Origin of the sequence: Sandaracinus amylolyticus, from assembly GCF_021631985.1 — a bacterium.
GTDB classification, from domain to species: Bacteria; Myxococcota_A; Polyangia; order Polyangiales; family Sandaracinaceae; genus Sandaracinus; species Sandaracinus amylolyticus_A.
Genome location: NZ_CP070225.1, coordinates 8,325,649 through 8,338,813 on the forward strand (window position 1 = coordinate 8,325,649; position 13,165 = coordinate 8,338,813).

Genomic DNA, 13,165 nt, shown 5'->3' on the forward strand with positions numbered 1-13,165 from the left:
TCGTTCACTCCTCGGCCGCAGCGGCGTCGACCACGGGAGGCGTCGCGCGCTCCGCCAGCGCCTTCTGTACCTCGGGCGCGACCTGCGCGATCACCTCGCGCGCCTTGTCGGTGAGCACCTGCCCGTCGACCTTGCCGAACGTCATCAGCTCGCGCATCAGCGGGTACGCCGCGCCGGCCTCCATGATCGTCTTGAGGATCGGCGACATCATCCCGACCGCGCCGGGCGTCGCGCCGCTCTCGCCGTTCGCCGCGCTCCCGGCGAACACGCCGTTGGTCTGCAGCACCTTGATCTCGGTGATCTTCTGCGCGGGCATCATCAGCTCGCGCGCGAGATCGGGTGCGACCTCGAGCGCCTTCACCGCGACGTCGCGCAGCAGGAGCTTGTCACCGACGGCGTTGTCGGCCTCGACCATCGCGCGGCGCGCCTCGGCGAGCGCCAGACCCTTCAGGCGCTCCGCCTCCGCGAGCTGCTTGATCGCCTCGGCCTCCTTGAACGACGCCTCGGCCGCGGCGTCCGCCGCGATCCGCTGCGCGTCCGCGTCCGCCTGCGCGGCCGCACGCCGCCGGTTGGCCTCGGCCATCGCCTCGGCCTCCATCGCCTGCGCCGCACCGCGCGCCTTCGCGAGCTGCGCCTCCGCGAGCTCGCGCGACTTCTTCGCCTCACCCTCGGCGAGCGCGCGCTCCACCTCCGCGTGCGCGGCCGCCTCGATCACCGCGATCGCCTTCTCGCGCTCGGCCTTCGCGGTCGCCTCGACCGTCACGATCGTCTGCTTCGCCTGCTCCTCCTCGGCCCGCGCGGTCGCGCGCGCCGCGGCCGCACGCGCCGCCGCTTCCTCGCTCTGGATCACCGCGACCTGCTTCGCGATGCGCGCGACCTCGATCGCCTTCTCCTTGTCGATGAGCGACGCGCCGACGACCTTCTCCTTGTCGATCATCGCCGCGTCGATCGCCTTCTGACGCTCGACCTCGGCGGCCTGGACGACCTTCTGCTTCTCGATCTCCGCCGCCTCGATCGCGCGCTGCTTGGCGATCTCCGCCGCGCTCTGCGCCTTCTCCGCCTCGATCTGCGCCTCGCGCTCCGCGCGCTGCTTCTGTGCGAGCGAGATCGCGACCTCGCGCTCCTGCGCGATGCGCGCCTGCTCGACCGCCCGCTGCTTCTCGTACGACGCGAGGTCACGCGCCTGCTCCTGGATCAGCACCGCCTTCGCGGTCTCCGCGGTCTGCATCGCGGCGTACTCCGCGACGCGACGCGCCTGATCCGCCTCGGCCTGCTTCTGCGTCTGCTCGAGCTCGAGCGCGCGCATCTTCGCCGCGACGTTCTGCGCGTGGATCTGGTTGTCCTTCTCGCGCTGGATCTGGTTGGTCTTCTCGCGGTTGGTCTGCACGCTCTCGGTGATCGCGCGCAGGCCCTCGGCGTCGAACACGTCGCTCTCGTCGAGCTCCGAGACCGGCACCATCGCGAGCGACGTGATCGACACGTTCTCGAGCGTCAGGCCGTTCTTCTTGAGCTCCTCGGCGAGCGTCGCCTGGATCATCTCGGCGAACTCCTTGCGCTTGCCGTGGAGGTTCATGAACGTCTGGTTCGCCGCGACGCTGCGGAGCGCGTCGGTCAGCTTGCCCTCGATGAGATCGGCGATGCTCGCGCCGTCGAGGTTGCGCTCACCGAAGCTGCGCGCCGCGGCGAGCACGTCCTCCTGGATCGGCTCGACCTTGATGTAGAGCTCGGTCGTGACGTTCGCCTTGATCTTGTCGGCGGTCACGAGCGCGTTCTTGCCCGCGCGCTCGACGCTCAGCTTCACGCTTCGCAGCGAGACGCGCAGGAGCTGGTGGAGGATCGGGTAGACCATCACACCGCCCCCGATCACCACCTTGTTGCCGCCGCGACCGGTGCGGACGAGCGCCTCGTCGGCGCCGCAGCGCCGGTAGAACCGGCTCATCATGACCATCGCCATCGTCGCGACGAACACGACGAAGCCGATGGAGCCGGCGATCAACCAGGTGACCGGATTCAACGTGCCCATGACCGTTCTTCCTTTCCTCCGTGAGCCGCGCACGAGAGCGCGGCTCCCTCGCAACGGGTCCGAATCGGCCCGCGCGCCATCTTCGTTGCGTTGTCGAGCGACCGTTACAGAACGCGCTGCCGGCGCTCGGGCTCGCCCTCGTCGAACGCGGCGACGTAGAGCGTCCCGTCGTCGCTGCACTCGACGACCACGGCCTCGTCGCGCTCCGCGAGCTCGCGCGTGCCCGGCGCGACGCGACACACGACGCGCACGTCGTGACCGCTGCGATCGCGCAGCCGCACTTCGCCGAACTCCGCGCTCACCCGCGACGAGATCACGACGCCGATCGTGCCCACGAGCTCGCGACGCGACGTCGCGGCCTGGGCGCGATCGTCGACGATCGGCGCGAGCACCCGCGCGACCAGCGCCGCCCCGCCGTATCCGACGAGCAGCGCGATCGGCAGCGTCCACGCCAGCGAGACCAGCGGCGGGCCCGCGGGGTGGTCGAGGTACGTCGAGTTGATCGAGAGCCCGGCGATCGCGAACGCGAGCCCCGCCGACTCCACCGTCAGCGTGAGCGGCACGCGACCGATCGCGAGCGGCCCGAGCAGCGCCTCGAGCGCAGAGCCGTGCCCCGCGTCGGCGTGCCCGTCCGCGTCGCCATCGCCGTCCCCCTCGGCGTGGCCATCGGCGTCGCCGTCGTCATGACCGCCGAGCAGGCCGAGCACACCGGTCGCCTGCACCAGCGCGAAGAGCAACGTCGCGCCTCCCGCGACGGTGAATGGAACGTTCGCCCACGACGAAAGCCAGTCGAGCACCGACACGGTGCGCCTCCCTTCCGAGCCGGCCCCCCAAGCCGACATCGCGCGTCCAACCGTAGGGCAAGGGACGCTATTTCGGAAATCGGTCGCCGCGCGCCGCGTTCTCCGTGGGCAACCACACGCGGAACGTCGACCCGCGCCCCACGACGCTGTCCACGGTGATCTCCCCGCCGTGCGCCTCCACGATCCGACGCGCGACCGAGAGCCCGATCCCGGCGCCCGCCGCGACCGCGCGCGCCCCGCTCGTCCGGCGGAACGGCAGGAACAGCTTCTCGCGATCGGCGGTCGCGATCCCGATGCCGTGATCGACGACCTCGACGAACGCGCGCTCCCGCTCCCGCCCGACGCGCACTCCGATGGATCCGCCCTGCGGCGAGTACTTGATCGCGTTGCTCACGAGGTTGCCGACGACCTGCTGCATGCGGAGCACGTCGGCGCGCACCATCACCGTCTCGTCCGGCGCGTCCAGGGTGATCGCGTGCCGGGTCGCGGTCGGTGCGTGCAGCTCCACGACCTCGCGCGCGACGTCGCGCAGATCGATGGGCTCGCGCGTCAGGGCGAGCTCGCCCGCCTCGATGCGCGTCGCGTCGAGCAGATCGCCGATCATCCGCGCGAGCAGCTCGATCTGCCGGTCCGCCATCGCCAGCGTGCGCTCGCGCGCGCCGGGATCGTTCCGCGCGAGCGAGATCGCCATCCTCAGCGCGGAGAGCGGGTTCCGCAGGTCGTGCGCGACGCCGGCGAGGAACGCGAGCCGCTCCTCGCGCTGGCGCGCGAGCTCCCCGCGCATCTCGCTCAGCGCCACCGCGATCTCCCGGATCTCGCGAGGGCTCTGCGCCAGGGGCGCTGCGCCTCGCCCGCCCGTCGGACGTGTGATCTCGTCCCGCAACACGGCGAGCGGGCGCAGCACGCGCACGTGCAGCCCGGTGACCAGCATCAGGAGGCCCGACGCGATCAGCACCGCGGCTGCGATCGCCGCGATCGACGCCTGCCGGTCCACCCGCTCGGTCTCGCGCTGCGCGTGCTCGACCTGCTCGACGTTCATCCGGCGGAGCTCGCCCGCCCGATCGTGCAGCGCGCCCAGCGGCCCCCGCATCTCGCGCACCACCTCCTCGAGCGGCGCGTCGCGTGCCTCGAGCGCGCGGCGTCGCGCCTGGGCCTCGTCGAGCAGGTGCTCGATGTCGTCGAGCAGGAGGCGCTCTCGCGGGCTCGCGATGAGGGTGCGCGCCTGGTCGAGGTTCGCTCGCATCTGGCGATCGAGCGTCCCGCGCGGTCGCGCGACCTCGGGGTTGTCGGTCGCGACCGCGAGATCACCCAGCGAGTCGTACATCTCGAGCCGGAGCTCCATCTCGTCGGCGAGCGCGCGGCTCTGGGTGTCGCGCAGCATCGTCCACGTGACGTCGTGGAGCAGGGTCGTCACGACGAGCAGCGCGAGCGCGAGCGCGATCGCGAGGGTGCCGAAGAGCACCGACCACAACGTCACGGTCCCGCGCAGCCCGAGACCCGGCCCTTCGCGCGCCCGCGGGCGCGATCCCTCGTGCAGCGCACCGTCTCGCTGCTCGATCGCGAGCCGCATCGCGACCACGTGGTCGCAACGCGCGGGCCACACCTGCACGATCGACGTCGCGTACTAAGCTGCGCGCCGTGGCGACGCACCTCGACGCGCGTACCGGCGCCGCCCTCGCGATCGGCGCGCTGACCACCGCGAGCGCGCTCGGTCTCGCGTTCTGCCAGTCTCCCCAGGGCGACGAGCCGAACCGCAGCGCCGAGGCGATGGTCACGCACACGCTCGAGGAGGCGTGGCCGCCGCCCGCCGGCGACCTCGAGGCGGCGCTCGCCGCGACCGCGATCCGGCGCATCTCGGAGTCGGCGATCTACGATGCCGGCGTGGACGCGGGTGACGGCGACAGCGGGCCTCCGATCGCGCTGCCCGAGGGGCCGATCGAGGGCCTGCAGGTGCGCCGCGGCGTGTACGAGGACATCCACTTCCTCGAGGTCGTGATCGGCCCCGCGACGTTCGACGACGCGCTCCCGATCGTCTTCGTGTTCCACGGGCGCGGCGGCAACGCGGGCCTGCCGGGCGGCCCCTTCCTCGGGCTCTCGCACCCGGTGCGCGTGATCGTCCCGCAGGCGGGCGATCGCCTGGGCACGGGGTGGGAGTGGCTGCCGGTGAGCGTGGGATCGGGGCTCGTCGATCGCCTCGCGTCGTCGCTCTTCCAGGTGAGCTCGCGCGTCGCCGCGATGATCCGCACGCTGACCGCGGAGCGCCCCACGATCGGCCGGCCGATCGTGAGCGGCTTCTCGCAGGGCGGGCTGCTCACGTACGCGCTCGCGCTGCACCACGACGACGTGGTGGGCCACGCGTTCCCGCTCTCGACGTGGCTGCCGCCGCCGCTCGAGCCGCTCTATCGGCGCGACGATCTGCGCTTCCCGCCGATCCGATCGATGCACGGCACCGTCGATCCGGTGATCCCGGTCGGGCCCACGCGCGTGCTCGTCGATCGGCTGCGCTCGCGCGGGTTCGACATCGAGCTCGTCGAGTTCGACGGAGTCGGCCACGAGATGAGCGAGGCGATGAACCAGACGTTCCATCGCTGGCTCGAGCGCGCGGTGTGCGACGTGGTCGGCGACACCGCGTGCCCGGCGGCGCTCGCGCCGGGCGAGGACGGCGGCGTGCCGATCGAGGATGCCGGCGTCGACGCCGGTGAGGACGCGGGCGTCGATGCGGGACGCCGTCGCCGCCGTGCTCCTCGCGACGCCGGTTGACTCTCGCTTGCCTCGGCGACGCTCGGTGACGGACCATGACGGCTCAGGGGAGGTCGCCGTGGAAGTGAAGGGGACTGCGTTCCTCGCGCGCCGGACGTTGCTCGTCCACGAGCTCGGCGAAGAGAAGTTCACGCGCTTCCTGGAGCGCTTCGCGGAGAAGGAGCCGGTGTTCCGCGAGCCGATCCTCGCGACCTCGCTCCTGCCCATCAAGCCGTTCCTCGCGCTCAACGACGCGATCGTCGCCGAGCTCTACGGCGGCGACATCGAGTCGTACATCCGCGTCGGCGCGGCGAGCGCGGAGTGGTCGCTCACCCAGGGCCCCTACAAGCACCTGCGCGAGACCAAGAGCCTCGAGTCGTTCGCGGGGATGGGGCGCGTGCTCTACGCGAACTTCTTCACCAAGGGCCGCGCCGAGACGGTGAAGCACGGCAACCGCGTCGAGCTGCGCATCCTCGACGTCGCGCGCGAGGTCCACCACCCCTACTTCGAGTACGCGATCTGCGGCTACTTCAAGCGCGGTCTGGAGATCGTCGGAGGGGTTCGCGTCGAGATGCGGCGCATCCGCGGGTTCACCAAGGGTGATGCCGACGTGCTCTACGAATTCCTGCTGTCGTAGCGCGAGCGATCCGTGGGGCACGACGCATCGGGCGGCGGGCGTTCTCGCACGTTGAAGCGGTCGATCTCGTCGGATAGAAGCGTCCGTTCCGTATGAGCGAGACGACGACCAAGCCTCAAGCGTTCGATCCCGTTCCGTTCATCTCGTTGGAGCTGAGTCTCCCGCCGCGCGGCGTCGCGGCGGTCGTGAAGCTGCTCGAGGAGAACGCGACCGTTCCCTTCATCGCGCGCTACCGCAAGGAAGTCACGGGCGGCCTCGACGAGGTGCAGATCCGCGACATCCAGGAGAAGCGGGCGTACATCCTCGAGCTCGAAGAGCGACGCGCGTCGATCCTCGACGAGATCGGCAAGCAGGGGAAGCTCACCGACGAGCTCAAGAAGAAGATCCTCGCCTGCAGCACGAAGGCGGCGCTCGAGGATCTCTACCTGCCGTACAAGCCGAAGCGCCGGACGCGCGCGACGATCGCGCGCGAGAAGGGGCTCGAGCCGCTCGCGCTGCGCATCCTCGCGCAGAGCGCGGACGGAGATCCGCGCGCCGAGGCGCAGGCCTTCGTGAGCACGGAGAAGGAAGTCGCCGACGTCGCGGCGGCGCTCGCGGGCGCGCGCGACATCGTCGCGGAGATCGTCGCCGAGCACGCCGACGTGCGCGCGGTGACGCGCGAGGCGTTCGAGAAGGAGGGCATCCTCGTCAGCGAGGGCGTGCCCGACAAGATCAAGGAGCCGACGAAGTTCGAGCAGTACTACGACTGGCGCGAGCCGATCGCGGAGATCCCGTCGCACCGCTTCCTCGCGATCCGTCGTGGTGAGCGCGAGGGCATCCTGCGCGCGTCGCTCGAGGTCGACGGCGAGCGCGTGGTGCCGCGCCTCGAGAACATCATGAAGCTCGACCGCGGCTCGCCGTGGTGCGGCGAGATGGGCGCGGCGATCGCGGACGCGTTCAAGCGCCTGCTCGCGCCGAGCGTCGAGAACGACGTGCGCGTCGACCTGAAGCTCAAGAGCGATCGCGGGGCGGTCGACGTGTTCGCCGACAACCTGCGCAACCTGCTGCTGAGCGCGCCGCTCGGGACCAAGAGCGTGATCGGGATCGACCCCGGCCTGCGCACCGGGTGCAAGGTCGCGGTGGTCGACTCGACCGGGAAGTTCCTGGTCAACGACACGATCTATCCGTCGCAGGGCGCGGCGCGCGAGGAGGACGCCAAGCGCGTGCTGCTCACGCTCGTGAAGCGCCACACGCCGTTCGCGATCGCGATCGGCAACGGCACCGCGGGCCGCGAGACCGAGTCGTTCGTGAAGAAGACGCTCAAGGAAGCGGGCATCGCGGACGTGGTGGTCGTGCCGGTGAGCGAGTCGGGCGCGAGCGTGTACTCGGCGAGCGACGTGGCGCGCGAGGAGTTCCCCGAGCTCGATCTCACGGTGCGCGGCGCGATCTCGATCGCGCGTCGTCTCCAGGATCCGCTCGCCGAGCTGGTGAAGGTCGATCCCAAGTCGATCGGCGTCGGGCAGTACCAGCACGACGTGCACCAGCCGCTGCTCGCGCGGAAGCTCGGCGAGGTCGTCGAGAGCTGCGTGAACCACGTCGGCGTGGAGCTCAACACCGCCAGCGCGTCGCTGCTCTCGTACGTCGCGGGCATCGGCGCCTCGCTCGCGAAGAAGATCGTGAAGCACCGCGAGGAGAAGGGCGCGTTCACGTCGCGCCAGCAGGTGCTCGACGTGAGCGGGCTCGGGCCGCGCGCGTTCGAGCAGTGCGCGGGCTTCCTCCGGGTGCACGGCGCGGCGAACCCGCTCGACTCGAGCGCGGTGCACCCCGAGCGCTACGCGCTGGTCGAGCGCATCGCGAAGGACATGGGGGTCTCGCTCGCCGAGCTGGTGGGCAACTCCGACCTCGCGAAGAAGATCGACATCCAGAAGTACGTGGGCGAGGGCGTGGGCGAGCCGACGCTGCGCGACATCGTCGCGGAGCTGGGCAAGCCGGGGCGTGATCCGCGCGCGAGCTTCGAGCCGCCGAAGTTCCGCGACGACGTCATGGAGATCACGGACCTCAAGGAGGGCATGATCCTCGAGGGCGTGGTCACGAACGTCACGGCGTTCGGTGCGTTCGTCGATCTCGGCGTGCACCAGGACGGCCTCGTGCACGTGAGCAAGCTGAGCGACCGCTTCATCAAGGACCCGAGCGAGGTCGTGAAGGTCGGCGACAAGCTCACGGTGAAGGTCCTCGAGGTCGACCTGGCGCGGAAGCGCATCTCGCTGAGCGCGCGCATGCACGACGAGGCGAGCAAGGGCGGCCCGCGTCAGGGCAACCAGCACGGCGGCGCGCGTCCGCCCGGCGGCCCGCAGCGTGGTGGCCCGCAGCGCGGTGGCCCGCAGCAGCAGAAGGGCCCGCCGCCGAAGCAGTTCGCGAACAACCCGTTCGCCAAGCTGCTCGACCGGAAGTGAAACGAAAGGGGCGCTACGGATTCCGTAGCGCCCTTTCCTTTTGAGATTCCTCTAAGGAAAGCAGAGGAGAGTCGTCGTCTCCTGCTTTCCTAACTTCCTGCTCTCCTCAGAAATTCTCCTGCTCTCCTAGCCGCAGATCGCCGAGCACGTCGCCGGCGACTCACCGCGCTCGCTGCACACCGCGTGGCACGCCTCGCGACCGCGCGCGGTGGTGAAGCCGCAGACGTTCTTGCAGCTCACGACGTCGTCGCCCTGGCGCAGGCACACGCCCGCGCAGCCGACCTCGCCGCAGTCGCTGGTCAGGCCGCACAGGCTCTTGCACGTCGCGGTCGCGACACCGCGCGCGGCGCAGGTCTCGGCGCAGCCCAGCTCCGCGATCGCGCCCGATGCGCCGCACAGGCTGCGGCAGGTGCCGGCGTCGTCGCCGTTGTCGACGCACAGCGCGTAGCAGCCGTACGCGTCGCCGAGATCACACGACGCGCGGCATGCCGCGGTCGTCGTGCCGCTCGAGATGCAGCCCTGCCAGCACGCGTCGACGGTGCCGGTGCAGGTGCCGCTCGAGGGGCGCCCGGAATCGCGCCGCGTGCCCGCGTCGCGGGCGCACGAGCCGCCGTCGCAGGGCTCCTGGCACACGTCCATCACGCACTGGAGCCCGGGATCGCACCCGTCGCCCGCGGTGCACTCGCAGCCCTCCGAGCCGACCTCGCACTCGCCGTCCGGCGCGTCGGTCATGCACGCGAGGATCGAGAGCGTGAGCCACGCGATCGAGATGCCGGTCGCTGCTGCCTTGATTCGTCGCACCGCGGCCTCCGAGCGCGCTGGTTTGTCGCGCCGGATGGCGCGGGGCAATTGCAACTGGAGTGCTCGGCCGCGGCGCGCGCGCACGGGAGCGCGCGGACGGGAGCGCACGACGTGGACGAGCCGATGAGGAATTCAACGGTCGGGCACCGGGGTCGGGATTCCCGCGTCGTCACGGCACTCGAACGTGGTGCGGTGCCCGGCGACGACCCGCAGGTGCACCTCGCGGTGCTCGAGCGCGACGGTGTACCAGCCCGGCGGGTAGCTGCCCTCGAGCGTGCCGCCGGGCAGGCAGGTGATCCCGTCGAAGAAGCAGCGCTCGCGGCAGATCAGCTCGAGCCGGCCTTCGCCCGCGGTCGTGCGCCGCTGCAGCGCCAGGATCGCCGGCGTCGCGAGAATCACGATCGTCAGGAACCCCGCGAGGCCGAGGCAGCCGAGCCCCACGATCCTCTCCCGCATCGCCGGGCCCGGGTGCTCGTGCGCGATCGGCGGCGGGAGCGCGAGATGCTCGACGATGCGCTGCGCGATCGCGCGCATCCGGGTCCGACCGAGCAGGTGCGAGGTGATCACCACCTCGGTGCCGTCCTCGGTGGTGACCGCGAGCGCCGCCGCGAGGAGCGCACCGCCGGGCAGCAGCGCGAGCCAAGTGCGCGCCGCGCGCTCGTCGGTGTGCACGTGCCGCCACGTCATCGCGTCGAGCTCGCGCACCCTCGTGCGCCGGAACAGCGCGCCCTCTCGCACCACCACGCGGCCCCCGCGCGCCGCGATCCGGAGCGAGACGGTGCAGCGCAGCGTCTCGATCAACGGCACCAGCGCGACGAGCGCCGCGAACAGCGGGACGTCCGAGCCGGAGAGCGGGACCACCACCGCGACCGCGAGCAGCAGGACCGCTGCGACGATCGCTCCGCGCCGCGGCACGAGGAGCGCGCGGACGAGCTCGACCTCGTCCGCGCTCGGCTCGCGATAGACCACGCGCGCAGCTTACTCGACGACCACCACGCGGTCCTCGAGCGACGCGCTCACGCGGTGCACCCGCAGCGTGCGCGCCTCGCGATCGCCGATCACGAACGCGGCGTCGTCGCCGAGTCGGAACGCGTCGTCGCCGCGCGGCAGGTGATCTTCGGTGAGCTCGCGCGCCTCGACGATCGTCGCGCCCGACGCGTCGATCACCGTGCCCCAGGTGCCGGTGAACGCGAAGCCGCGATCGGCGCGGGCCCAGCGCTCCCACAGCACCACGAAGCGATTTCCGCCGAGCGCGACGAGCTTGGGGCGCTCCGCGTGCACCGCGCCGGCGTCGCTCGACTGGTAGTCGGTGAGCCACTGCAGACGGTTCTCGCGCGCGTCGCCGCTCGACGTGACGTCGAGGCGATCGGGCAGCGCGGGATCGAGGAACGCGTTCTCGTCGGCGCCCCGTGCGTCGAAGTCGCGACGCACCCGCACGATCGCGAGATCGCGCGCGCCTGCGACCCGCGATGCGCCCTCGATCGCGCTGGTGCCCGTCGTGTGCTCGCTCGCGAAGAGCGCGAGCCAGCCCATCTCGCCCGCGCCCTCGATCGCCGCGAACGCGCCGAGCCGGGTGTGCGTGTTGTTGTCGCCGAGCGAGCCCTTCACATGGAAGAGCGGGTACGTGTCGGAGACGCGCTCCGCGGTCGTGCGCGAGAGCGCGATGAAGCGCGGATACGCATCGCCGAGGTGCATCTCGACGAACCCGGTGCCGTCGTGGGTCAGGCGCTGATCGAACGAGTGGCTGCACCAGATCGTCGACGTCCGCGTGACCGCGCCGGTGTCGGCGCGCAGCACCGTCGTGACTGCCTTCTGGTGCCGCACGCCGCCGCCGTCGGGCACGGTGTTGTTGCCGTGCACCAGCGCGAGCAGCCCATCGCCGTACGCGAGGCGCGCGCTCGCCGCGACCATCGGGTTGATCAGCGGCTCGGCGTCGGCGCGCACCGCGGCGCGCGCGGTGTCGAGGTCCACGTCGAAGCCGATCGCGCCCGCGGCATCGAGCTCCACCACGCGCACCACGCCCTCGCGATAGGTGCCGGGCGCGGGGTACTCCTGGGTGATCCGCTCCGCCTCGTCGGCGCCGCTCGCGACGAAGTACGCGCCCGACTCGTCGCGCGCGAGGCCCATCACACGATCGAGGATCGGCGCTTCGATCGCGCGGGTGATCACGAGGTCGTCGCCGTCGGGCGCGAGCCGCACGATCATCGCGCGCGGCGTCGCGTCGCTCGCGTGGTCCTGCACCAGCAGATCGACCGACGTGCCGTCGGGCACCGGCACGATCTCCGGGCTCTTGCCGTACATCGCGGCGTGATCGTCGGGGCCGACGAGGTCCTCGCGGTTCGCGTCGAAGGGCACGAGGAGCTCGGCGATCGTGCCCACCGGCACCGGCGAGGGTCCGGTCGACGCATCCTCGTCGCCGGCGCCGCCGCCGTCGTTGCGCGCGATCGCACCGTCGCCCGATGGCCCGAGCCCGCCGCCATCGGAGTCGCGCGGGTCGCCTTCGATCGTTCCGTTCGAGCACGCGGCGAGCGCGAGGCAGATCGCGAGCACACGAGACACACGCATCGAGCCACTCTCCTGGCGAGACGGTCATGCGTGCAATCGCAAGCATCGTGCCCCTGCGTGGAGCGCGCGTTTCGCAACGATCGCAGCGAGCGCGAGTGGGGGCGCGGATCCCGAGGCTGGGGGCGTGATCCCCCTCGCGCGCCCAGCGCTACGGAATTCGTAGCGCCGTGCGGCTATCATCACGCGATGCGGCGATCGCTCGTGTGGCTCGTCCTGCTCGCCGCGTGCGGCGGCTCCACCACGACCGCTCCATCGTCGACCGAGAACGCGACGAGCAGCGAGCAGAGGACCTCGTCGACCGAGGCCACGTCGACCGAGGCCCCGTCGACCGAGGCCACGTCGACCGAGTGCCCCGCGACCTTCGATGCGCCCGGCCCGTCGTGCGAAGGCGAGGGCGCGCGCTTCCTCCAGTGCGCCTATCCCGAGGGCCAGTGTTACTGCGGCCGTCCGCCGCTCTGCCAGGGCGTCCGGCCGCTGCCCGAGCCGCCGGAGTGGGTCTGCGTGCCCAACCGCCCGCCGTGCCCCGAGGCCGGCACGCCGTGCGAAGGCAATGCGCAGTGCGCGCCGTGGTGCTGTGGCGTCGGCGTCGTGTGCGTCGACGGCACGTGGCAGTCGCACGACTTCCCGTGCCCGCCCTGATCTGCACCGCAGCGACTCGAGCACCGGGCGCGACATCTCGTCGAAGCGGCGCGCGACCTCCTCGACCTCGATCGGTCGCTCCGACTCCAGCCAGAAGCGCACGGTCTCGCTGAACGCGCCCGCGAGATACCGCACCGCGAGCTCCTCGCTCGCGCCGCGGGCCCGCAGATCGTCGCGCACCAGATCCTCGATCACCTCGAGCAGCCGCTCGCGCACCACGAGCCCGGCGCGTCCCGCGCCGAGCGATCGCGGGATCCACCAGTGCTCGCGCACGTGGGCGAGCAGCGGCCGCACGAAGCGCAGCGTGCCCGCGCCCTCGACCGCGACGTGCGCGCGCAGCTGCTCGCGCAGCTCGTCGAACCCGCTCACGAGCAGGTCCTCCTTGTCGGCGAAGTGCGCGTAGAACGTCGAGCGACCGACGTTCGCGCGCGCGCAGATCGCCTGCACGCTGACCGCGTCGAACCCGCGCTCGCGCATCGCCGCGAAGAGCGCCTCGCGGAGCGCGCGGTGCGTGCGCTCCACGCGT

Annotated in this window: 10 protein-coding genes; 3 read left to right on the forward strand and 7 right to left on the reverse strand. The window is 71.6% G+C overall.

The annotated features are described in order from the left end of the window. Window positions 1-4 precede the first annotated feature (4 nt). From I5071_RS35210 to I5071_RS35220, 3 genes are all read right to left on the reverse strand, one after another. Window positions 5-2,203, reverse strand: a complete 2,199-nt coding sequence (locus I5071_RS35210) for a flotillin domain-containing protein (protein WP_236517725.1) — start codon at window positions 2,201-2,203, stop codon at window positions 5-7. Continuing rightward, a complete protein-coding gene (locus tag I5071_RS35215; RefSeq protein ID WP_236517726.1) occupies window positions 2,128-2,826 on the reverse strand; it encodes an OB-fold-containig protein in 699 nt (232 codons plus the stop codon). The genes I5071_RS35210 and I5071_RS35215 overlap by 76 nt, the downstream gene beginning before the upstream one ends. A gap of 67 nt (window positions 2,827-2,893) precedes the next feature. Next, window positions 2,894-4,396 carry a sensor histidine kinase gene (locus I5071_RS35220; protein ID WP_236517727.1) on the reverse strand — a complete coding sequence of 501 codons (1,503 nt, stop codon included), beginning with the start codon at window positions 4,394-4,396 and terminating at the stop codon, window positions 2,894-2,896. 68 nt (window positions 4,397-4,464) lie between these two features. Between I5071_RS35220 and I5071_RS35225 the strand changes: the two genes are divergently transcribed. The 3 genes from I5071_RS35225 (at window position 4,465) to I5071_RS35235 (ending at window position 8,634) form a co-directional block, all read left to right on the forward strand. Continuing rightward, window positions 4,465-5,586, forward strand: coding sequence for an alpha/beta hydrolase (locus I5071_RS35225; protein WP_236517728.1), 1,122 nt, complete (start codon window positions 4,465-4,467; stop codon window positions 5,584-5,586). 58 nt (window positions 5,587-5,644) lie between these two features. After that, window positions 5,645-6,202 (forward strand): hypothetical protein, encoded by a 558-nt coding sequence (locus tag I5071_RS35230; RefSeq protein ID WP_236517729.1) that lies wholly within the window; start codon window positions 5,645-5,647, stop codon window positions 6,200-6,202. Window positions 6,203-6,294: 92 nt separating this feature from the next. Beyond that, window positions 6,295-8,634 carry a Tex family protein gene (locus I5071_RS35235; protein WP_236517730.1) on the forward strand — a complete coding sequence of 780 codons (2,340 nt, stop codon included), beginning with the start codon at window positions 6,295-6,297 and terminating at the stop codon, window positions 8,632-8,634. 126 nt (window positions 8,635-8,760) lie between these two features. Here I5071_RS35235 and I5071_RS35240 read toward each other — a convergent pair whose 3' ends face one another. From I5071_RS35240 to I5071_RS35255, 4 genes are all read right to left on the reverse strand, one after another. After that, entirely contained in the window at window positions 8,761-9,435 is a 675-nt protein-coding gene (locus I5071_RS35240; protein ID WP_236517731.1) for a hypothetical protein, read from the reverse strand. Between the two features lie 132 nt (window positions 9,436-9,567). Then, window positions 9,568-10,404 carry a hypothetical protein gene (locus I5071_RS35245; protein WP_236517732.1) on the reverse strand — a complete coding sequence of 279 codons (837 nt, stop codon included), beginning with the start codon at window positions 10,402-10,404 and terminating at the stop codon, window positions 9,568-9,570. A gap of 9 nt (window positions 10,405-10,413) precedes the next feature. Beyond that, window positions 10,414-12,000, reverse strand: a complete 1,587-nt coding sequence (locus tag I5071_RS35250) for a hypothetical protein (protein ID WP_236517733.1) — start codon at window positions 11,998-12,000, stop codon at window positions 10,414-10,416. Window positions 12,001-12,024: 24 nt separating this feature from the next. Further along, window positions 12,025-13,161, reverse strand: a complete 1,137-nt coding sequence (locus I5071_RS35255) for a TetR/AcrR family transcriptional regulator (protein ID WP_236517734.1) — start codon at window positions 13,159-13,161, stop codon at window positions 12,025-12,027. Window positions 13,162-13,165 lie beyond the last annotated feature (4 nt).

Coding starts and splice junctions, on each gene's coding strand:
- I5071_RS35235 (WP_236517730.1), top strand. CDS start 6,295: ATGAGCGAGACGACGACCAAGCCTCAAGCGTTCGATCCCGTTCCGTTC.
- I5071_RS35250 (WP_236517733.1), bottom strand. CDS start 12,000: ATGCGTGTGTCTCGTGTGCTCGCGATCTGCCTCGCGCTCGCCGCGTGC.
- I5071_RS35220 (WP_236517727.1), bottom strand. CDS start 4,396: ATGCGGCTCGCGATCGAGCAGCGAGACGGTGCGCTGCACGAGGGATCG.